Here is a 21,547-nt window from a genome sequence, read left to right as displayed (position 1 = left end):
TCGAAAGGGAGTTCAGCATGCCCGCAGCCCCGGGGGAACCCCTCGCGATCGTGGGTATCGGTCTGCGCCTGCCGGGAGGCAACAGCACGCCGGACGCGTTCGCCGACTTCCTGCGCACCGGGCAGTCCGGTGTGCGCCCCCTGCCCACCGACCGGTGGGACAGGGCACCGGCCTCCGAACCGACCGACCCGACCGACGCCGCCGAGGCCCCCGGCGGCATCCGCAGCGCGCGGGGCGGATTCCTCGACCGCATCGACCAGTTCGACGCGAAGTTCTTCAACATCTCGCCCAAGGAGGCGGACTACGTCGACCCCCAGCAGCGGCTCGTCCTCGAGGTGGCCTGGGAGGCCCTCGAGGACGCCGGGATCGACCCGACCGCCACCCGGCACGGCACCAACGGCGTGTATCTGGCCGTCAGCAACATGGACTACGCCGCCGACATGGCCGTCTACTCCGACGAGGAGCTGACCACCTACATGCCCACGGGGGCCGCGCTCAGCGCGGTCTCGGGTCGGCTCTCGTACTTCCTCGGCTGGCGCGGGCCCTGCGTCACCGTGGACACCGCCTGCTCGGCCTCGCTGGTCGCCGTGCACCTCGCCGCCCAGGCGCTGCGCGGCGGCGAGACCGACCTCGCGCTCTGCGGAGGGGTCAACACCATCAGCAACCCCCGCCCCTACGTCCTCGCCAGCCAGGGGAACATGCTCGCCCCCGACGGCCTGTGCAAGACGTTCGACGACGCCGCCGACGGCTACGGCCGCGCCGAGGGCGCCGCGGTCGTCGCGCTGAAACGGCTGGCGGACGCCCGGCGCGACGGCGACCGGGTCTACGCGCTGGTGCGCGGCTCGGCCATCGGCCAGGACGGCGAGAGCGGCTCGTTGATGGTGCCCAACGGCACGGCCCAGGAGGGCCTGATCCGCTCCGCCCTCGCCGCCTCGGGGCTCTCGCCCCGCGACATCTCCTATGTCGAGGCGCACGGCACCGGCACCCCGCTGGGCGACCCCATCGAGATCGGCGCGCTCAGCGCCGTCTTCGGCGCGTCCCACACGCCCCAGGAGCCGGTCACCGTCGGCTCGTTGAAGACCAACATCGGGCACATGGAGTCCGCGGCCGGGATCGGCGGCATCGTCAAGACCGCCCTCCAGCTCCGCGAGGGCACCATCTACCCGCACCTGAACCTCACGACCCCGTCCCGGCACATCCCCTGGGACACCGCCCCGGTCACCGTCCCCACCACCCGCCGCCCGTGGCGCGCCGAGACGCGCAGGGCGCTGGTCAACTCGTTCGGCCTGACCGGCACGATCGCCGCCGTCGTCCTCGAGCAGGCCCCCGAGCCCGAGCCCCGCGAGGCCGCCGCCGACGACGGGGCCGCCCATGTCTTCACCCTCTCCGCCAAGACGGGCCCCGCGCTGCGCGGGCAGATCCAGCGCTACCAGCGGCTGCTGCGCGGCGCCCCCGAGACGGACACCGGCGACCTGTGCCACGCCGCCGCCACCACGCGCGCCCACCTCGGCCTGCGGATCGCCGGGGTCGTCAGGGACAACGAGGACATCGCCAGGCTCCTGGAACGCGGGCTCACCCGCGCCGCCGCCACCGGCAGGCCGCCCGCCGCGCCGAGGACCGCGTTCCTCTTCTCCGGCGGCGGCTCGCAGTACGTGGGGATGGGCCTGCCCCTCTACCGCCAGTTCGCGGCCTTCCGCGAGCATGTCGACGCGTGCGACCGGCTGTTCGCCCCGCACCTCGGCCGTTCGATCCGCGACCTGATCCTCGGCAGGGCCGAGGACGCCGAGCTGATCCATCGCGTCCGCTTCATGCAACCGGCGCTGTTCACGCTGGAGTACGCGGTGGCGCGCCTGTGGCTCGCGTGGGGCGTGCGCCCCGCCGTCCTCGCGGGGCACTCCCTGGGCGAGATCGCCGCCGCGGCCGTCGCCGGGCTGCTGACCCTCGACGACGCCGTGACGCTGATGGCCGCCCGCGCCCACCTGATGGACACCTCGCCACCGGGGGCGATGGCGGCGGTCGAGGGGACGGTCGACGAGGTCGGCGACCTGGTCGACGCCCACGACGACGTGTCGATCGCCGCGATCAACGGCATCAGGCAGCTCGTCCTCTCCGGCGGCACCGCGTCCCTCGCGCGCGTCGAGGCCGGGCTGGCCGGGCGCGGCGTCAAGACCCGGCGCATCGCCGTGTCCTGCGCCTCCCACTCGCCGCTCATGGCCGAGGCCGCGGACGAGCTGACGAAGGTGGTGGCCGGTCTGACGTTCCACGAGCCCGAGTTCCCGCTGGTCTCCAACCTCTCGGGCCGGCTCGCGGAGCCCGGCGAGCTGTCCTCGCCCGAGTACTGGGGGCGCCACCTGCGGTACTCCGTCAGGTTCGCCGACGGCATGCGCGCCGTCGCCGAACGCGGGCGGCACGCCTTCCTCGAGATCGGCCCGGCGAGCGACCTCGTCGGCATGGGCAAGCAGTGCCTCGACGACGCGGGCGAGCACGTGTGGCTCAGCAGCCTCCACCCGGACGACGGCGACGCCACCGTGGCCCGCCAGGCCCTTGCCCAGCTCTACGCCGCGGGCGCGTCCGTCGACTGGCGCGCCCACCACAGGGGCCGCGAGCGGCGCCCCGTGCGCCTGCCCACCTACGCGTTCGACCGCCGCCGCCACTGGCTCCCCGAGCCCGCGGCGGGTCCTGCCACGGGTGGCGGGCAGCCCGACGCCCACCCCCTCCTCGGCGCCGAGACCTCGACGCCCGGCGAACGGGCGGACGGGGTGCGGACGTTCGCCGCGCGCGTCGGCGCGCGGCAGCCCGGCTACCTCGTGGACCACAAGGTGATGGGAAAGGTCGTCTTCCCCGGCGCCGGGTATGTCGAGATCCTGCTCGCCCTCCAGGACGCGGTCGAGGGGGACGCGGGCGGCGAGATCGCCGACGTCGTGATCCATCAGGCCCTCTTCCTCCCCGACGACGGCACCGTCGAGCTGCGCACCAGGCTGCGGCCCCGCCCCGACGGGAGGGCCGACGCGGAGATCGTCAGCCTGGTGGAGGGCGACGAGCCCGGCTTCGAGCCGTTCGAGAGAACGCATGTCACCGCGGTCGTCGGCGCCGTCGTCGGCGCGGACCCCGGCGACGCGCTCGCCGCCGTCGAGCGCCGCCTGAGGGCCGGGGCCGACGAGCCCGCCCCCGCGGGTGAGGCGCGGGACCGGCGCGGCCCCGACGACCTCTACGCCGACTTCGCCGAGCTCGGCGTGGTCTACGGCCCCCGCTTCCAGGGGGTGCGCGGGGCCGAGCGGCGCGGACCACGCCTGGCCGTGGGCGAGTTGGCCGGGCAGCCCGCCGTCATCGGCGAGCACCTGCCGCCCGTCGTCCTCGACTGCGCGTTCCAGACGCTGGCCGCCCTGGCGGGCGCCGACGACGGCGTGGCCATGCCGGTCGGCTTCGCGCGCTGCCGCCTGCTGCGGAAGCCCAGGGGCGCGACGCTGCGCAGCGTCCTGCTGCTGCACCCGCCCGCCGCCGAAGGCGAGCCGCCCCGCGCCGACCTGCTGCTGCTCGACGGCGCGCGGACCGTCTTCGTGCTCGAGGGGCTGACCCTGCGCCAGGTCGCCGGGGCCGCCCCCGACCGCGACCGGATGTACTCCGAGGTCCGCTGGGTCAAGCGCGCGGCGCGGCAGGCCGAGCCACGGGAGCGCCGGGTGCTGCTGATCGGCGCGGACGAGGCGGGCGCCGCGGCCCTCGCCGAGCGGGCCGCGGCGGACGGCATCGCCGTCGCCACGGCCGCCGACGCCGCCGGGGCCCTCGCGGCGCTGCGCGAGAGACCCACCGACGTCTGCTGGTTCTGGCGGCCGTCGGCCGACCCCGGGGAGACGCTACGGGCCCTGTGCGAGCGGAACTACGACGCGCTGCTCGCGCTGCGCGACGCGCTCGCCCAGGTGGGGTTCGGGCAGGCCGGGTCGGGGCAGGGCCAACGGCTGTGGCTGGTCACCGAGGGCGCCCAGTGGCTCCCGGGGGACGGCGCCGACGAGGGCGGGGTGGCGCCGCCCGCGGCGGCCACCCTGTGGGGGTTCGGCCATGTGCTGTGGACCGAGCACCCCTCCTACCGGGCGACGCTGGTCGACCTGCCGCCGGGCGGCGGCTCCTACCTGCCGCTGCTCGACGAGTGGCGGGCCGGGGAGTCGGCCGACTACCAGGTGGCCCACCGGCGTGGACTCCGGCATGTGCGCCGGGTGTTCGAGGGAACGGGCGGCCCGCGGCGGGACGTCGAGCTGGTCGTCAGGGAGCACGGGAGGTTCAGCGGCGTCGCCGCGGTCCCGCTGCCCGCGGGGCCCGAGGCGGAGCCGGAGAAGGACCGGATCCGGGTCCTGGTCCACGCGGCGGGCCTGAGCCTGCGGGATGTCTTCACCGTCCTCGGGCTCGCCCCGAGGAACGGCGACGAGCCGGGCGGGCGGCCGCTGGGCCAGCAGTGCGCGGGCGTGGTCACCGCCGCGGGCCCCGACGCCGCGTTCCGGGTCGGCGACCGGGTCATGGTCACGGGCCTCGGCTGCCTGCGCGGCGAGGTGACGGTGGACTCCTCGGCCGCCGTCGCCGTCCCCGAGGGCCTCGGCCTGGCCGAGGCGGCGACGTTCCCCGTGCCGTTCCTGGCCGCGCACCACGCCGTTCACCACCTGGCCGGGGTCGGCGCCGGGGACCGGGTGCTCGTGCACGCCACCGCCGACGGCGTCGGGTGGGCCGCGGCCCAACTGGCCCTGCGCGCCGGGGCCGAGGTGCTCGTCGTCACGGGCGCCGCCGACGTGTGGCGCGCGGCGCGCTCCCAGCGGGCGTGCCACGTCATCGGGTCCCCGGCGTTCGACTTCGCCGACGAGGTGCGGTCCGCCACGGGAGGCGCCGGAGTCGATGTCGTCATCGACAGCTTCACCCGGGAGTTCTCCGAGGCGGCCCTGGCCGTCGCCGCCCCCGGCGGCCGGTTCGTCGGCCTCGGCGCGGACGGCACGATGACGCGGGACGAGGTCCGCGCGGCCAGGCCCGACCTGGCCTACCTCGACCGGGCCGCGGTCTCCGAGGACGAGGTGCTCGCCCTGGTCCGCGACACCCTCGCCGCGCTCACCTGGCGCCTCGCGGCGGGCGAGCTGGCCCCGCTGCCGACGACCGTGTACGGGCTCGACGAGGTGGAGGAGGCGTTCGGCGCGCTCAGCAGGGGCGTGGACGTCGGCGCGGTCGCCATCGGCTTCGAGCCCGAGGTCCTGGGCGCGCCGCCCGCCGCTCCCCCGGTGCGGATCAGCCCCGACGAGACGTATCTCGTCACGGGCGGGCTCGGCTCCCTGGGCCGCCTGGTCGCCAAGCGCCTTGCCGACCTGGGCGCGCGCCACATCGCGCTGATGAGCCGCCGCGCCCCCGACGCGGCGACGCTTGCCGAGGTGCGGGCGGCGCTCGGCCCCGAGGCCGACGTGGTCTGCCACAGCGGCGACGTCGGCGACGCGGACGACGTCAGACGGGTGGCCGAGGCGCTCAGGTCAGGGCCTCGGCCGCTCGGCGGCATCGTGCACGCGGCGGGTGTGCTGGCCGACGCGCCGGTGGCCGCGCAGACCAGGGAGAGCGTCGACGCGGTCTTCCGCGCCAAGGTCCACGGCAGCTGGCACCTCCACGAGGCCGCCCGCTCCTTCCCCGGGCTGCGGTTCTTCATCGGCTACTCGTCCGTCTCCGCGACGCTGGGCTCACGGGGCCAGGCCAACTACGCGGCGGGCAACGCGTTCCTCGACGCCCTGATGTGCCGCAGGGCCGCCGCCGGACTGCCGGGGATGAGCGTCAACTGGGGCGCGTGGGGCGAGATCGGCCTGGCCGCGGGGATGGACGCGCAGCACATCGCGAACATCGAGCACCAGGGCTTCTCGTTCTTCAAGCCCGCCTCGGGGATCCGCGCGCTCTTCCGCCTGCTCGACCGGCCGCCCGCCCGGGCCGCCGTCGCCCAGGTCACCATCGCCGAGGTCGACTGGGACCGCTGCGCCGCGACCCGCCCGCAGCCCAACGCGCTCTACGACGAGGTCAGCCGCGCCTCGACCCGCTCGGGCGTCGAGGTCGACCTGGCCGCGCTGCTCGAGCTGTCGCGAGCCGAACGGCGCGAGGCCGTCGGCGACGTCGTGCGGGCGGTCATCGCCGACCTCCTGCACTTCGACTCGCCCGACGACGTGTCCGAGGCGGCGGCGTTCTTCGAGATCGGGCTCGACTCCCTCGCGGCGGTCGAGCTCAAGAACGCCCTCGAGCTGTGCTTCCGCGTCCCGCTGTCCACCGCGAGCGTCTTCGACCACCCCACGGTCGGCGCCCTCGCCGCGTTCGTCGAGGAACGGCTGACCTCGCCCGCGGAGACCTCGCCCGCAGAAGAAGGAGCCCTTCGATGAGCGGCACGACCCGGCCGGGCGGGCCGGACGTCCCCCGTTTCCCCACCCTCTCCGCCACGGCGGCGCACCACGCGCGGGCGCGGCCCGACGCCGTCGCCGTCGAGTGCGAAGGGCGCGCGGTGACCTTCCTCGAGTTCCATCGGCGCGGCAACCGCACGGCCCACGCGCTCATCGGCGAGGGCGTGGCCCCCGGCACCCGGGTCGCCTACCTCGGCAGGGACTCCGAGCACTACCACGAGCTGCTGCTCGGCTGCGCCAGGACCGGGGCCGTCCTCGTCCCCGCCGACCCGCGGCTGACGCCGGGCGAGGTCGCGCACGTGCTGTCCGACTCGGGCGCCGAGCTCCTCTTCGCCGACCAGGACCACCTCGCGACCGTCGCCGCGCTCCGCCCGCGCCTGGACGGGCTGCGGAATGTCGTCGCCCTCACGGACGAGGGCCCCGAGGGCTTCGCCGCCTGGCGCGACGGCCACCCGGACACCGACCCCGACCCCGACCTCGGCAACGGCCCTGGGGCCCCGCTCGCGCAGCTCTACACCAGCGGCACGACGGGCGCGCCCAAGGGGGTCGTGCTGGCGCAGTCGACGTTCTGGGCGATCAACGACCTCCTCGCCCGCCACGCGCTCGACTGGCTCGACTGGCGGCCCGACGACCGCAGCCTCAACGTTCTGCCGGGGCACCACATCGGCGGGCCCTGGTGGTTCCTCCAGGGGTTCAGGGCCGGGGCGACCAACGTCGTCGCGCGGGGCTTCGACGCCCGGCGGACGCTCCGGTGGTTCCGCGACGGCGGCATCACCACGACGCTCGTGGTGCCGTCGATGCTGACGATCCTGCTGGCCGAACCCGGCGTGGGTCCAGGGGACTTCACCGGGCTGCGGAAGGTGGTGTACGGCGGCTCTCCCATGCCGGAGACGCTGCTGAAGCAGTGCCTCGAGGTGATGGGCTGCGACTTCGCGCAGATCTACGGCCTCACCGAGACCTGCGCGTCCGCCGTCTGCCTGCCGCCCGCCGACCACGTGCCCGGCGGCCCCCGGCTCAGGGCCGCGGGCCGCCCCTACCCCGGCGTCGCCGTGCAGGCCGTCGACCGGTCGGGCGCGCCGCTCCCGCCCGGCGAGGTCGGGGAGCTGCGGATCGACACCCCCGCCCTGATGGACGGCTACTGGCGGCGCCCCGCGGAGACCGCGAGGACCGTCGTCGACGGCTGGCTCCTCACGGGCGACGCGGGCCATGTCGACGAGGACGGCTATGTCTTCCTCCACGACCGGATCAAGGACACCGTCCTGGTGGCGGGCGAGAACGTCTACCCGGCCGAGGTCGAGGCGGCGCTGCGCGCGCATCCGGGCGTCGCCGACGCGGCCGTGATCGGGGTGCCGCACGACGTCAGGGGCGAGGCGGTCAGGGCGTGCGTCGTCGCCCGCCCCGGCGCCGCGCCCACGCCGCGCGAGCTGATCACGTTCCTGCGGGGCGTGCTCGCCGACTACAAGATCCCCACGAGCTTCGAGTTCCTCGACGAGCTGCCGCGCAACGCGAGCGGCAAGGTGCTCCGGCGCCACCTGCGCGACCGGGCACGGGAGAAGGGCTGAGATGAACCGACACACCGACACCCCGGCGGGAACAGAGCTGCTCGACCTGCCGATGCCCGAGCCGCGCACATGCCCGTTCGGCCCGGCGCCCGTCTACGACCGCCTCCGCGCCGAGGCCCCGGTGACCCGGGTGGCGTGCCCGACGGGGCTGACGGCGTGGCTGGTGTCCCGGTACGCGGATGTGCGCGATGTCCTGGGCGACGCCGAGCGGTTCAGCAGCCGCCCCGGCCAGGTCGTCCACCTGATGGCGCACGCCGACCCGGAACGCCCCATCGGCGAGGGCGAGTTCACCAGGATGGACGGCCCTGAGTACCAGCGGTTCCGCCGCCACATGGGGCCCGAGATCAGCTCCCCGAGGCGGCTCGCGAAGCTCCGCCCGCTCGTGCGGGCCGTGGTCGACGAGCGGATCGGGGCGCTGGCCGCCGCGGGGCCGCCCGCCGACCTCTACCAGGACTTCGCCATCCCCGTCACGACCGCCTCCATCGGCGGCCTGGTGGGCGTGCCGTACGCCGACCGCGACCTCTTCCACACGGCCGCTTCCGGCGTCTTCAGCGACGTCACCGACCAGGTCCAGCTGGCCGCGGCGGTGCGGCCGCTCCAGGGGTACCTCTTCGAGCTGGTGCGGCGCCGCCGCGTCGAGCCCGAGGACGACGCGCTCAGCCGGATGGTGGCCCGCGCGCCGTCCGCCGAGCCACCGTTCAGCGATGTCGAGCTGGTGGCGATGAGCGCCGTGATGCTGGTCGCTGGCTTCGACTCCACCGCCACGGCGCTGGCCCACGGCGTCCTCGCCCTGCTGAACGACCCGGGGCAGTGGGCCAGGCTGCGCGACGACCCGTCCCTGGTGCCCGGCACGGTGGAGGAGATGGTGCGCCTCTTCGGCGGCGGCGCGGGCATCGTCCGCGAGGCGACGGTGGACACCGAGATCGGCGGCCGACCGGTGGCCAAGGGCGACTACGTCATCCTCGCCATCCAGTCGGCCAACCACGACCCCGAGGCGTTCCCCGACCCCGGCCGCCTCGACGTCGCCAGGGACACCGAGGGGCACCTGGGGTTCGGGCACGGCACCCACCAGTGCTTCGGGCAGCAGACCGCGCGGCTCGAACTGACCGTCGCGCTCGAGGCGTTGGTCCGCCGCGTCCCGTCGCTGCGGCTCGCGGCGCCGCTGGCCGACGTGCCGTTCAAGACGGGCACCTCGGTGGTGGGCCCCGAGCGGGTCCCCGTGACCTGGGACGAGATCCTGCCCGCCGAGGGCGAAGGGCCGTGAGGGTGCGCGCCGACACCGCCCTGTGCGTCTCGACGGGCAGCTGCGCGCTCACCGCGCCCGAGGTGTTCGACCTGGGCGAGGACGACGGCGTGGTCGTCGTCCTCGTGGAGTCGCCGCCCGATGAGCAGCGGGAGACCGTCGGACGCGCGGTGCGCGCCTGCCCGGCCGGGGTGCTCTCGCTCGCCCCCTGAACCGCCCCTGACCCGACGCCCGGGCCCATCGAGCCGGGAGGGCCGCTCGCCGTGGAGCGGCCCTCCCTCCCACCGCGCGGCGCGCGTTCGGGGCCGGGGGTCTGGTCACGCTCTCTCCTCGGGTGACCGGTGCGTTGACGCGGTGATCGCGGAGGTGGTCGATGGCGCGGCCGCGCGGGGGGCGAAGGCGACCGGGGTGTCGAACGCCGCGCGGCGGGCGGCGCGGCGCAGGGTGGCGAGGACGGCGGGGCCGAGGGTGGTGAGGGCCACCGCGTTGGTGAGGGCGCGCCCGGTGTCCCAGCCCGCGGACGACGTGGTCAGCGTGTAGAGCAGGAACGTCCGCGCGTTCTCGCCGAGGTCGGCCGCGGGATCGATGGACAGCTCGGTGCCGGGGCCCGTGGCGTACGGCCAGAACCACAGGTTCATCACGAAGCCGAACGCGTAGGCCGCGAGTACCCCGTAGCCCACGAGCAGCGCGATCTCGGCGCGCCCCGCGACCCGTCGGGGCAGCAGCCCCGCGCCGAGGCCGACCCACCCCGCGGCCATCATCTGGAACGGCAGCCAGGGCCCGACGCCCGCGGTGAGCAGCGCGGAGGCGAACAGCGAGACACAGCCCAGCGCGAAGCCGAACCCGGGGCCGAACACCCGCCCGGCCAGGATCAGCAGGAAGAACACCGTCTCGATCCCGGCCGTGCCCGCGCCCAGCGGGCGCAGCGCGGCGTTGACCGCGGCCAGCACGCCGAGCAGGGCCAGCGCCCTGGGGTCGATGCCGCCCTCGGACATCTCGGCCAGCACGACGGCGAGCACGACCGGCAGCAGCAGCACGAAGAGCAGCGGCGCGTCGCCCGCGTGGGCCATGGCCTCGGGCTCGGGCGGGGAGAGCAGCGGCCAGCAGAACATGGCGAGGCCGATCGCGCAGGCCAGCGCCAGCACGACCGCGGCGCGCGGGCCGACGCGCAGGGCGTCCACGTGACGTGGGTCGGCGTGACGGGGGTCGGCGGGGGCGCTCATCGGGCCGACTCCGGTACGGCGAGGGCGCGTTCGACCTGCTCGGGGGTGAGCCAGGGCTGTGGGCGCAGCACCTTGGCGACCTGGGGGGCGAACGCGGGCGATGAGCAGACGACGTCGGCCGTGGGCCCGTCGGCGACCAGCTCGCCCTCGGCCATGACGGCGACGCGGTCCGCGGTGGCGGCCACGAACTCCACGTCGTGGGTGGCGATCAGCACCGAGCCGCCGCGTTCGGCCAGCTCGCGCACGACGCGGGCGAAGGCGCGCTTGGCGTGGTGATCGAGGCCGCGGGTGGGCTCGTCGAGCAGCATCACGCGTGGCGCGGCGGTGAGTTGGACGGCGAGCACGAGGGCGAGGCGCTGGCCCTCGGACAGGTCGCGTGGATGGCCGCCGTCGCCGACGCCCGGCGCGATGGCGTCGAGCAGCGCGCGGCACGTGCCGGGGGCGGCGTCGGACTCGCGGTCGGCCTGGGCGCACTCGGCGGCGACGGTCCTGAGATGGAGCAGGTCGGCGGCGGACTGCGGCACAAGCCCCACGAGGGAACGGGCCCGGTGCGCGGGCAGCTTCCCCGGGTCGTCGCCCGCCACGTCCACCGTGCCCGAACGGCGCGGGCCCGAGCCCTGGAGGGCCCACAGGAGCGACGACTTGCCCGAGCCGTTGCGGCCCATGAGCGCGGTGACCTCGCCGGGCCGCAGCGCCAGGGCGACCTCGCGGACGGCGACGGTGGGCCCGTGCACGACGGTGATCCGCCGGGCGCGCAGGGTGGGTTCGGCCTCCTCGGCGTCCTCGGCGGCGGAACGCGCGGGCGGCGGCACGCGGGCGGCGAGCCGTTCGCGCAGCGCGGGGGCGTGACGGCGCGCGTCGCGCACGGAGAGCGGCAGCGGATCCCAGCCCGCGACGCGGCCGAGGTGCACGACGGGCGGCGCCACGTCGACCCCGGCGATCACCTCCGCGGGCGCGCCGTCGCGCACGGTGCCGTCGCCCGGCAGGTGGAGCAGCCGGTCGGCGTACTGGAGGACGCGTTCCATGCGGTGCTCGGCGATCAGCACGGTGGTGCCCAGGTCGTGGACCAGCCGCAGCACGGCGGCCAGCACCTCCTCCGCGGCGGTGGGGTCGAGCGCGGAGGTGGGCTCGTCGAGGACGAGCACGGCGGGGTGGGTGGTGAGGACGGAGCCGATGGCGACGCGCTGCTGCTGGCCGCCCGACAGGGTGCGCAGCGGCCGGTGCCGCAGGTCCGCGATGCCGAGCAGGTCGATGGTCTCCTCGACCCGCTTGCGCATCGTGTCCGGAGCGATGGCCAACTGTTCCATGCCGTAGGCCAGTTCCTCCTCGACCGTGTCGGTGACAAAGCCCGCGAGCGGGTCCTGGCCCACGACGCCGACGAGCGCGGCGAACTCCTGGGGCGAGCGTTCCTCCGTGCCCGTCCCCGCGACCGCGACACGCCCCGAGAGGCGGCCGCCGGTGAAGCGGGGCACCAGGCCGTTGACCGCGCGCAACAACGTCGACTTGCCGACGCCTGTGCGCCCGGCGACCAGGCACAGCTCGCCCTCGCCGATGCGCAGGTCGACGCCGGACAGGGCGGGGCGCGCGGCGCCGTGGTAGGTGAAGGTCACCCGGTCGAAGGTGATCATGCGACGGTCTCCCTCGACGGCGTGGACGGCGGCCCGGGCGCGAGAACGGCGGGCAGCAGGCCGAGCAGCACCGCGAGCACCGGCAGGGGCGCGGCCTGGGGCCAGGCCAGCGGGGTGAGGGAGGGGTAGAGGTCGGCCGGGTCGACCCGGGTGGCCAGGACCATCACCGCGGCGGCTGCCGCCCCCGAGGCGACGGTGACGAGCTCGCCCGGGCGCCAGCGGTCGGGGCGGTAGCCGGTGCGCCGCACGCGGCGCCCGCCGAGCGCGAAGCCCGCGACGGCCACGGCGACGCCGCCGAGCAGCAGCGGCGTTCCCAGGTGGCGCGGGGCCGCGGCGTCGAGCAGGCCGTAGAGGCCCGCGGCCATGCCGAGCAGCCCGCCGATCACGAGCGCGCCGACGGCGAACCTGGCGCGGGGCGGGGTGGCGCCGATGCGGCCGTAGCCGCGGGAGGCCATGGCGGCGGCGAGGGCGAGCGAGCGTTCCAACGCGTCCTCCAGGACGGGGATGAGGATGCCGTGCAGCGCCTTGCGGCCCTTCTCGCGCCCCCCGCGCAGCCTGCGCGCCCGGCGCACGCGCTGGGCGCTCTCGATGAGTTGGGGCGCGACGGTCAGCGCGACCACCACCGATGTGCCCACCTCGTGGAGCGCGCCCGGCATGGCCTTGAGCATCCGCTTGGGGTTGGCCAGGGCGTTGGCCGCGCCCACGCAGATGACCATGGTGGCCAGCTGGAGCCCGTCGTAGAGGCCGCCGAGCACCTCATCGGCGGCGACGGGCCCGAGGAGGCGGATGCCCCGGGCCGCGTCGGGGAGCGGGATCTCGGGCAGGGTGAACAGGATCGTCTCGCCCCGGCCGCCGCCGAACACCACGCGGAACAGCACGCGCGTCACCACGATCACCGCGCCGAAGACCAGGTACATCCGGAAGGACAGCGCCCAGGGGGCGTCCGTCCTGCGGCGCACCACGACGCAGCCGACCGCCGCGAGCAGCAGGGCCAGGATGACCGGGTTGGTGGTGCGGCTGGCCGCGACCGCCATGGCCAGCGCCCACAGCCACCAGGCGCCCGGGTGCAGCGTCCGCGCCAGGGGGCGCGCCGGGCGGCGTGCGGCGGTCACCCGGCGTCGGCCGATCCGGCGTCCCGCCGTCTGCGCCGGGCCACCACCGCGCCCGCGACGACGAGCACGGCGAGCATGGCGAGGGCGGCGAAGGTGAACGCCGATGGCCCGCCGGGGCGTTCGGCCTCGGCCCGCTCCTCCTCGAACGCGGAGTCCTCGCCGCTCCAGCCCGGGTCCTCGGTGGGCGGCGGGGCCGCGGTGGGCGACTCCCCCGGGGGCGCGGTGGGCTCCTCGCCCGGGTCGTCAGGGGCGTCGGGGTCGTCGGGGTCGCGGGATTCCTCGGGGCTCCCGGGGTCGGCCGATGGGTCGTCGAGCTCGGGGGGCGGCGGGGGCGATGAGGGCCGGTCGCCCGGGAGGTCGGGCTCGCCCCCGCCGTCGCCCGACCCGCCCGTGTCGCCACCGGTCGCGCCACCACCCGAGCCGCCGCCCGAGGCGTTCCCGCCCGAGCCACCGCCGCTGCCGCCTTCGGCCCGGCGCTCGGGGGCCACGCCCGGCGGGGGCGTCCCGCCGCTCTCGTCCGCCGTCGAGAACGACCAGCCCTCGAAGCTGCCCTCGGGCGGCTGCCGGTAGGTCGCGCCCAGCTGGCTGTAGGTCCACGCGCCGCCGTTCTCGGCGTGCCAGTACGACCAGTAGGCGTCGGCGGGCGGGGTGTCGACGCAGGGCTCGGCCGCGGGCCCGGGGCGCTCGTTGATGCGGCAGACGAAGGAGTCGCCCCAGCGGTTGGTGCCCGCGACGTCGAACCCCGCGGCCCGCAGCGCGGACACGCCGTCGGGCTGCGCCCCCGGCGCGCACCGCACCACGCGGCCGCCGCCGAGCGCCTGGAAGTCGACCACCACCGTGACCCCCGTGGCGCCGGGGCAGAACCCCGGGGTGCCCGCGGCGGGTCGGGCGGCGACGGCGGTGCCCGCCATCGGCGGCAGGGCGAGAAGCAGCGCGAGACACAGGACGAGAAGCGGAACGAGCGGCGCGAGCGGCCCGCCGAGCGCGGCGGCCCGCGTCCTGGCCCATGACGTCCCCGCCGACATCCCCCACGACATCCCGGGTGCCCTTCCCTCGGGCAGACGCGGCCACCCAGCGGGCCCGCCGGGCGGAGGGCCGGGGCGGGCGAGGGCTCCACGCTGCGAACCATGACAGTGAGAAGCGGTTCACGTGATGCGCCCGAGCATTCCGACTCACGGGGCCGGATGTCGGCGCCGCTCACGGTTGCAGGTCAGTGCCGGACTTCCACCGGCTTCCCTCGCACGCACACGCATGAAGTTGTCAAACGCCCCAAGGATACGGGCGGTTGCCCGCGCCCGGCCAGCCCCCGCCGACCCCGGGGGGCGGCCCAGGGGGCGGCCACGGCCCGGCGCCCGATTGCCCCGCCCGCCGCGGGGGAACACCCTGAGGGGCCAGGACCGGGGGCCCGCACGACACGAGCGACCGGGAGAGCCGCCATGACCGCACCACCGTCCGCCGCACCGCTGCGCGTGACCGTCTGGGGCGAGAACCGCCACGAGCGCGAGGACGCCGACGTCGCCGAGCTGTATCCGAAGGGCATGCACGCCGCCGTCGCCGACGGCATCGCCGAGCACCTGGGCGACGCGGCGCGCATCCGCACGGTCACCCTCGACGAGCCCGAACACGGCCTGACCGAGGAGGCGTTGGCCGACACCGACGTGCTCACCTGGTGGGGGCACCGGGCCCACGACGAGGTCTCGGACGAGGTCGTGGCCCGCGTCCGGCGCCATGTGCTGGGCGGGATGGGCCTGATCGTGCTGCACTCGGGGCACTTCTCCAAGATCTTCCGCACGTTGATGGGCACCACGTGCACGCTGCGCTGGCGCAACGAGCGCGACCGCGAGCTGGTCTGGACGGTCGCCCCCGCGCACCCGATCGCCGCCGGGGTGCCCCAGCCGTTGATCATCGAACAGCAGGAGATGTACGGCGAGTTCTTCGACATCCCGGCCCCCGACGAGCTGGTGTTCATCAGCTCGTTCTCCGGCGGCGAGGTCTTCCGCAGCGGCTGCGTCTTCCACCGGGGGAAGGGCCGGATCTTCTACTTCAGCCCCGGCGACCAGGACTACCCCGTCTACCACCACCCCGGCGTGCGGCGCGTCATCGCCAACGCCGTCGCCTGGGCCCGGCCGGTCGCCGAGCGCGGCGAGCCGGGCATCGGGCGCTACCCCACCGGCTGGTTCGAGCCGGGCAACGGCGCGTGACCGCCCCCGCCTTCCGGACCGTCCCGGGCGACGGCGGCCCGCTGCGCGTCGCCGTCGTCGGCGCGGGTGCGATGGGGCGGGCCTGGCTCGCCGCCGTGGCCGCGTCGCCCGACGTGGAGCTGGCCTGCGTGGTGGACGTGGACCCCTCGGTGGCCCGCGCGGCCGCCGACGCGGCGGGCGCCACCGGCGTGCCCACGGGCGCCGACCTGACCGCGCTGGCCGCGGCCACGGACCCGGACGCCGTGGTCGACGTGACCGTGCCCGAGGCCCATCTCCCGGTCACGCTCACGGCGTTCGAGCTCGGCCTTCCGGTGCTCGGCGAGAAGCCCGCGGCCGCGACGCTGCCCGAGGCGCTCTGCCTGGCCGCGGCGGCCGAGCTCTCGGGGCTGCTGTTCATGGTCAGCCAGTCCCGGCGGTACAACGCCGAGCTGACCCGCTTCAGGGACGAGACCCGCCGCCTCGGCAGGCTCGGCATCCTCACCACCGAGTTCTTCCGCGCGCCGCGCTTCGGCGGCTTCCGGGAGGCGATGCCGCACCCGCTGCTGCTCGACATGGCCATCCACCCGTTCGACACCGCCCGCTGGCTGCTCGACGCCGAGCCGGTCTCCGTCTACTGCCAGGAGTTCAACCCCTCCTGGAGCTGGTACGCGGGCGACGCGGCCACGACCGCGCTGTTCGAGATGACCGGCGGCGCGCGGTACGTCTACACCGGAAGCTGGTGCAGCCCCGGCCTCGAGACGTCGTGGAACGGCGCGTGGCGTGCCAGCGGCGAGCGCGGCAGCGCGGTGTGGGACGGCGACCACGCCCCCGCCGCAGAGGTCGAGGGCGAGGCCGAGGCCGAGGGCGCGCCACCGGCTCCCCCGGCGGCCCGGGTGGCCGAGGGCATCGACGGCGCGCTTGCCGCGTTCGTCCACGCCCTGCGCACCGGAACGGTCCCGCGCGGCGAGATCCACGAGAACGTGATGAGCCTGGCCATGGTCGCCTCGGCCGTCCTGTCCGCGCGCACCGACCGGCGCGTGCTGCTCGCCGACGTCCTGGCCACCGCGCGCGCCGAGGCGGCGGAGCTGGCGGAGGCCGAGGTGCGCGACATCCTGCTCGCGCACGGCCGCGGCCGGTGAATCCCGGAACGGGCCAGGCGTTCGCCGCACGGAGGCTGCCGTACCCGGCCATGATCCGTAGGCTGGTGCCCTGACGGCCCGCCGGACGCCGAGGAAGCCGGGCGGTCGCCGCTGTCCTCGGGAGGAGTGTCCCTGTGAAGATGCTGATCAACGGGGCGGAGCGGGTCGTCGACGACGCGCTGCGCGGCATGGCCGCGGCCCATCCTGAGCTGGTCGTCGACGCGGAGAACCGAGTCGTCGTCCGCCGCGACGCGCCCGTCGCGGGCAAGGTGGGCCTCGTCTCCGGCGGCGGCTCGGGGCACGAGCCGCTGCACGGCGGCTTCGTCGGCCCCGGGATGCTGGACGCCGCGTGCCCGGGCGAGGTGTTCACCTCGCCCGTCCCCGACCAGATGGTGCGGGCCGCGGCCGCGGTGCACAGCGGCGCGGGCGTGCTGTTCGTCGTGAAGAACTACACGGGCGACGTCCTCAACTTCGACATGGCCGCCGAGCTGGCCGAGGAGGACGGCATCGAGGTCGCCAAGGTCCTGGTACGGGACGACGTGGCGGTCACCGACAGCCTCTTCACCGCGGGCCGCCGCGGCACGGGCGGCACGCTCTTCGTGGAGAAGCTCGCGGGCGCCGCCGCCGAGGAGGGCGCGCCGCTCGCCCGGGTCACCGACGTCGCCCGGCGGGTGGCCGACGCCTCGCGCAGCTTCGGCGTCGCGCTCGGCGCCCCGACGACCCCGGCCAAGGGCAGCCCGACGTTCGACCTGCCGCTCGGCGAGCTCGAGCTCGGCATCGGCATCCACGGCGAGCCGGGCCGCGAGCGCCGCGCGATGATGACGGCGGGCGAGATCGCCGAGGCCTCGGTGGGCGCGATCCTGGACGACCTGACCCCGACGGGCCCTGTGCTGCTCCTGGTCAACGGCATGGGCGCGACCCCGCTGCTCGAGCTGTACGGCTTCGGCGGCGAGGTGATCCGCGTCCTGCGGGAGCGGCGCGTCGAGGTGGCGCGTACCCTCGTCGGGAACTATGTGACGTCCCTCGACATGGCGGGCTGCTCGGTCACGCTCTGCCAGGTGGACGAGGAGCTGCTGCGGCTGTGGGACGCGCCGGTGGTGACGCCGGGGCTGCGGTGGGGACGCTGAGAGGAGCGCGGACGTGGCCTTCAGGGACGCCGAATTCTTCCGGCGCTGGCTCACCGCGGCGGCCGGGTCCTTCGACGCGGAGGCGGACCGGCTGACCGAGCTCGACTCCGCCATCGGCGACGCCGACCACGGCAGCAACATGCGCCGCGGCATGCTCGCCGTCGCCGCCGCCCTCGAGAAGGAGCCGCCAGGCACGCCGGGCGCGGTGCTGCTGCTCTCGGGCCGCACCCTGGTCTCGACGGTCGGCGGCGCGTCGGGCCCGCTGTACGGCACGCTGCTGCGCCGCGCGGGCAAGGCGCTCGGCGACGCGGAACGGGTCGACGACGCGGCCGTGGCCGAGGCGTTGACCGCAGGCGTGGACGCGGTGTCCCAGCTGGCGGGCGCGGTGGCGGGCGACAAGACGATGCTGGACGCGCTGCGCCCCGCCGTCGAGGCGCTGCCCGACTACGCGGCGGCCCGCGAGGCGGCGGCGCGCGGCGCGGAGGCGACGGTTGCGCTGCGGGCCCGCAAGGGCAGGGCCAGCTATCTGGGCGAGCGCAGCGTGGGGCACATGGACCCGGGCGCCGCGTCGTCCACCCTGCTGTTCCACGCGCTGGCACGGGCGGCGGCCGATGAGTGACCTGGCGCTCGTGGGGATCGTGCTCGTCTCGCACAGCGGGGACGTCGCCGAGTCGGTGGCGGCGCTGGCCCGTGGCCTGGCGGGCGGCGGCGAGCTGGCCCCGGTGGCCGCCGCGGGCGGCACCACCGACGGGCGGCTCGGCACGAGCCCCGAGCTGATCGCCGAGGCGGCGCGCCGCGTGGACCGGGGCGCGGGGGTGGCGGTCCTGGCCGACTTGGGCAGCGCGGTGCTGACCGTGCAGATGATGCTGGCGGAGGGCGACGAGCTGCCCACCCCCACGCGCCTGGTGGACGCGCCGCTCGTGGAGGGCGCGGTGGCCGCGCTGGTCACGGCGTCGGCGGGCGCCGACCTCGAGGCCGTCTCGGCGGCGGCGGCCGAGGCGTACACGTTCAGGAAGACCTGATGCCGTTCAGGAAGACATGACGCCCCGGTCGAACCACGCGGGGCCATCGGCCTCCGTCGCCAGCTTGACGCGGTCGAGGGCGCCCTGGCGCAGCGGCGGCAGGGCGTCGAGGGCGAACCAGCCGACCTCGGACGACTCGTCGTCGTTGACCCGGGCGGTGCCGCCGACGGCCCGGCAGCGCAGGCTGACATCCATGAACTGGCAGACGTCGCCGTTGGGATAGCGCGTCGGCGGCAGCGTCTGCACCAGCAGGAGGCGCTCGGGGACGCAGCGCACCGCCGTCTCCTCCCACGTCTCGCGCACGGCCGCCTCGGCGGGCTGCTCCCCCGGCTCGGGAATGCCGCTGACCAGCGTCCAGCTGCCGTTGTCGGCCCGCCGCACCAGCAGCACCCTGCCGTCGTCGTCGAGGACGACGGCGGTCACACCCGGCAGGAAGAGCGGTCGGTGGCCGATGCTGACGCGCAGCTCGCGGATGAAGTCAGGGGTTCCCATGGGACCCGAGCCTACGCGGCGGCCCCGGCGAGGAAACGGCCCTCGCGGTAGGCGAGCGCCGCCTCGGGCAGCTCGGCCCCGCGGCCGCTCGCGAAGACCGTGAGGTCCCCGGTTGCGGGGGCGCCGGGCGCGGGGGCCGCGCCGACGCGGCGCAGCGCCTGGGCGGCGACCGCCTCGGCCGAGCCGAACAGCGTGACGGGCGCGCCGGTCACCGAGGTCAGCTGGGCGCGGATCGGCTCGGCCACCAACTCGTAGTGGGTGCAGCCGAGGACGACGGCGGCCGTGTCGGGCGGGGTCAGCTCGGCGGCGGCCTTGACGGCGGCGCGGACGGCGGCCTCGTCCGCGCGCTCGACGGCCTCGGCGAGCCCGTGGCACGGCACCTCGGTGGCGGTGGCCCCGGCGGCGAACTCCTCGATGAGGCGCCGCTGGTAGCCGCTGCCCGTAGTGGCCGGGGTGGCCCAGACGGCGAACGGGCCGCCCGCCGCCGCGGCCGGCTTGACGGCGGGGACGGTGCCGACGACGGGCACCGCGGGCTCGAACATGGCGCGCAGCGCGGGCAGCGCGTGCACCGACGCGGTGTTGCAGGCGACGATCAGCGCGTCGGGCCGCTCGTCGGCCGCCGGCGCGGCGCACTCGAGCGCGCGGGCGGTGATGCCCTGGGGGGTGCGGGGCCCCCAGGGCATCCCGTCGGGGTCCGCGCAGAGGATCAGCGCGGCGTCGGGCCGCAGCCGCCGCAGGGCCGCGGCGGCCGCGAGCGAGCCGAGGCCCGAGTCGACGAGCGCGATCCTCACTTGCGGCCCGGGGTCCACTGCATGCCGAAGCCATAGGCGTGGTCGACGGTGCGCTGAGGGCTGACGCCGCGGTCGGGGATGAGGTACTTGGCCTCGCGGTGGACGACGAGGGCGCCGTTGTCGTTGGTCAGCACGGCCAGGGCGCACACCGGCGACGGCACGGTGCACTCGTCGAGGTGGAACTCGACGGGCGCGCCGTTCTCCGGGGTGAGGGTCACGGTGGCCGCGATGTTCTGGAAGCTGCTCGCGCCCGAGTAGATCGTCACGAAGATGACGACGCGCTTGAGGTCGCGGGCGTGGTCGAGGTTGATCGTGAGGTTCTCGCCGCGGGCGACGGCGCCGGTGCGGTCGTCGCCGTCCAGGTGCATGTAGGGCGGCTGGTGGAGGGAGCCGAACGCGTTCCCGAGGGCCTGGACGACGCCCTTGCGCCCGTCGGTCAGCTCGAAGAGGGCGCACAGGTCGAGGTCGAGGCTGCCGCCCATGGCGCGGGTCAGCTTGTCGCGCCAGCCACCGCCGCCCGACTGCTTGCCCGGGGTGCGCTGCTGCCAGTTGAGGTTGACGGTCATCCGGCCCGACGTGGCGCCCTGCTTGGCCAGCGAGATGGCCGGGGACTCCTTGGTGAGCGTGACCTTGCTCAGCCGCACCGCGCCGCCGGAGGGCGCGGGCGCCGCGGGCGCCTGGGGCGGGGCGGGGGCCGCGGGCGGGGCCGACGGCATCGGGGCCTGGGGAGGCAGGGGCGCCTGCGGCATCGGGGCGGGCGGCATCTGCGTCGACGGGGGCATCGGGGCCTGCGGCATGGGCGCGGGCGGCATCCGCGTGGACGGCGGCAGCGGCGCCTGCGGCATCGGGGCGGGGGGCGGGGGCGCCGCCGGGGCCTGGGCGGCCGAGGGCTCCTCGTCGACGCTGATGCCGAAGTCCGTGGCGAGCCCGGCGAGTCCGCTGTCGTAGCCCTGGCCGACGGCCCTGAACTTCCAGGCGCCCTGGCGCCGGTACAGCTCGCCGAGCACGAACGCGGTCTCGGACGAGGCGTCGGCGCTGTCGAAACGGGCCACCTCGGCGCCCGATCCGGAGTCGAGCAGCCGGATGTGCAGCCCGGGGACCTGCCCGAAGGTGCCGCCGTCGGCCGAGGCGGCGAGCGCGATCTTCTCGACGCCCGGCTCGACGCGCGCGAGGTCGACGCTGAGGCGGTCGGTCACCGAGACGCCCGCGGGCTGCTTGCCCTCGTGCCGCACCGATCCCGAGGCGTGCTGCGGCTGGTTGTAGAAGACGAAGTCCGCGTCGGAACGGACCCGGCCCGCCTGGTCGAGCAGCAGCGCGGAGGCGTCGACGTCCGGTACGCCACCCGCTGTGTTCCAGCTGATCTCGATACGGACCGAACTGGCCGCTACCGGGACATTCGCGCCTTTGAGCATCTCGGCTTCCTCCGTCGGGTGACCGTCGTCACGTCACCTGTGCTGCGATTGTTTCTTGGGGGCTGTTGCCGGGGTGGCACGGCCCACTATGCCATCCCGCCCCATGGCCCTCCGGGCCGACCCCTGATACAACATCATGAGGGGTGAGATCGACGTTTTTTCCGGAATTCCCGCGAATTGCCCCCGCGGGCGAAGCTCAAGCCTACGAAAAGACCGTCTGACCG

At 75.8% G+C, this 21,547-nt stretch carries 16 protein-coding genes; 9 read left to right on the top strand and 7 right to left on the bottom strand.

The window, feature by feature from the left end; genetic code table 11:
- Nucleotides 1-17 precede the first annotated feature (17 nt).
- Genes D7318_RS01790 through D7318_RS01775 form a run of 4 tightly spaced genes read left to right on the top strand, consistent with a single transcriptional unit; the run spans nucleotide 18 to nucleotide 9,409 of the window.
- Nucleotides 18-6,374, top strand: coding sequence for a type I polyketide synthase (locus D7318_RS01790; protein WP_120695008.1), 6,357 nt, complete (start codon nucleotides 18-20; stop codon nucleotides 6,372-6,374).
- A complete protein-coding gene (locus tag D7318_RS01785) occupies nucleotides 6,371-7,954 on the top strand; it encodes a long-chain-fatty-acid--CoA ligase (RefSeq protein WP_120695007.1) in 1,584 nt (527 codons plus the stop codon). The genes D7318_RS01790 and D7318_RS01785 overlap by 4 nt, the downstream gene beginning before the upstream one ends.
- Nucleotide 7,955: 1 nt before the next feature.
- Nucleotides 7,956-9,218, top strand: a complete 1,263-nt coding sequence (locus tag D7318_RS01780; protein WP_120695006.1) for a cytochrome P450 — start codon at nucleotides 7,956-7,958, stop codon at nucleotides 9,216-9,218.
- Between the two features lie 2 nt (nucleotides 9,219-9,220).
- Complete coding sequence (locus D7318_RS01775; protein WP_329604545.1) at nucleotides 9,221-9,409, top strand: ferredoxin; 189 nt, start codon at nucleotides 9,221-9,223, stop codon at nucleotides 9,407-9,409.
- 105 nt (nucleotides 9,410-9,514) lie between these two features.
- On the opposite strand, the gene D7318_RS01770 is transcribed toward D7318_RS01775, so the two are convergent.
- The 4 genes from D7318_RS01770 to D7318_RS32585 are packed head-to-tail and all read right to left on the bottom strand — an operon-like array spanning nucleotide 9,515 to nucleotide 14,197.
- Nucleotides 9,515-10,420, bottom strand: coding sequence for an ECF transporter S component (locus tag D7318_RS01770; RefSeq protein WP_183091233.1), 906 nt, complete (start codon nucleotides 10,418-10,420; stop codon nucleotides 9,515-9,517).
- Complete coding sequence (locus D7318_RS01765; protein WP_120695004.1) at nucleotides 10,417-12,048, bottom strand: ABC transporter ATP-binding protein; 1,632 nt, start codon at nucleotides 12,046-12,048, stop codon at nucleotides 10,417-10,419. The genes D7318_RS01770 and D7318_RS01765 overlap by 4 nt, the downstream gene beginning before the upstream one ends.
- Nucleotides 12,045-13,160, bottom strand: coding sequence for a CbiQ family ECF transporter T component (locus D7318_RS01760; RefSeq protein ID WP_230423249.1), 1,116 nt, complete (start codon nucleotides 13,158-13,160; stop codon nucleotides 12,045-12,047). Before D7318_RS01760 ends, D7318_RS01765 begins: the two co-directional genes overlap by 4 nt.
- Nucleotides 13,157-14,197 carry a hypothetical protein gene (locus tag D7318_RS32585; protein ID WP_183091234.1) on the bottom strand — a complete coding sequence of 347 codons (1,041 nt, stop codon included), beginning with the start codon at nucleotides 14,195-14,197 and terminating at the stop codon, nucleotides 13,157-13,159. Before D7318_RS32585 ends, D7318_RS01760 begins: the two co-directional genes overlap by 4 nt.
- Nucleotides 14,198-14,596: 399 nt before the next feature.
- On the opposite strand from D7318_RS32585, the gene D7318_RS01750 reads away from it, so the two are divergent.
- The 5 genes from D7318_RS01750 (at nucleotide 14,597) to dhaM (ending at nucleotide 18,628) form a co-directional block, all read left to right on the top strand.
- Nucleotides 14,597-15,361: a ThuA domain-containing protein gene (locus tag D7318_RS01750; RefSeq protein ID WP_120695003.1), complete on the top strand. Its 765-nt coding sequence runs from the start codon at nucleotides 14,597-14,599 to the stop codon at nucleotides 15,359-15,361.
- Nucleotides 15,358-16,479, top strand: coding sequence for a Gfo/Idh/MocA family protein (locus tag D7318_RS01745; RefSeq protein WP_120695002.1), 1,122 nt, complete (start codon nucleotides 15,358-15,360; stop codon nucleotides 16,477-16,479). Before D7318_RS01750 ends, D7318_RS01745 begins: the two co-directional genes overlap by 4 nt.
- A 134-nt stretch (nucleotides 16,480-16,613) precedes the next feature.
- Nucleotides 16,614-17,606, top strand: coding sequence for a dihydroxyacetone kinase subunit DhaK (gene dhaK, locus D7318_RS01740; RefSeq protein ID WP_120695001.1), 993 nt, complete (start codon nucleotides 16,614-16,616; stop codon nucleotides 17,604-17,606).
- Nucleotides 17,607-17,619: 13 nt separating this feature from the next.
- The gene (gene dhaL / locus D7318_RS01735; protein WP_120695000.1) at nucleotides 17,620-18,225 is read left to right on the top strand and encodes a dihydroxyacetone kinase subunit DhaL; all 606 of its coding nucleotides are present in this window, start codon (nucleotides 17,620-17,622) and stop codon (nucleotides 18,223-18,225) included.
- Nucleotides 18,218-18,628: a dihydroxyacetone kinase phosphoryl donor subunit DhaM gene (gene dhaM / locus D7318_RS01730; protein WP_120694999.1), complete on the top strand. Its 411-nt coding sequence runs from the start codon at nucleotides 18,218-18,220 to the stop codon at nucleotides 18,626-18,628. The genes dhaL and dhaM overlap by 8 nt, the downstream gene beginning before the upstream one ends.
- A 6-nt stretch (nucleotides 18,629-18,634) precedes the next feature.
- Here dhaM and D7318_RS01725 read toward each other — a convergent pair whose 3' ends face one another.
- Genes D7318_RS01725 through D7318_RS01715 form a run of 3 tightly spaced genes read right to left on the bottom strand, consistent with a single transcriptional unit; the run spans nucleotide 18,635 to nucleotide 21,323 of the window.
- Nucleotides 18,635-19,120, bottom strand: coding sequence for an NUDIX hydrolase (locus D7318_RS01725; RefSeq protein ID WP_120694998.1), 486 nt, complete (start codon nucleotides 19,118-19,120; stop codon nucleotides 18,635-18,637).
- 11 nt (nucleotides 19,121-19,131) lie between these two features.
- On the bottom strand, nucleotides 19,132-19,911 hold the full coding sequence (locus D7318_RS01720; protein ID WP_120694997.1) for a glutamate racemase: 780 nt from the start codon (nucleotides 19,909-19,911) through the stop codon (nucleotides 19,132-19,134).
- Nucleotides 19,908-21,323 carry a TerD family protein gene (locus D7318_RS01715; RefSeq protein WP_120694996.1) on the bottom strand — a complete coding sequence of 472 codons (1,416 nt, stop codon included), beginning with the start codon at nucleotides 21,321-21,323 and terminating at the stop codon, nucleotides 19,908-19,910. The genes D7318_RS01720 and D7318_RS01715 overlap by 4 nt, the downstream gene beginning before the upstream one ends.
- Nucleotides 21,324-21,547: the final 224 nt, after the last annotated feature.

It is taken from the genome of Streptomyces radicis (assembly GCF_003626575.1).
Classification (GTDB): Bacteria; Actinomycetota; Actinomycetes; order Streptomycetales; family Streptomycetaceae; genus Streptomyces; species Streptomyces radicis.
This window is presented reverse-complemented; position numbering and strand designations above follow the sequence as displayed.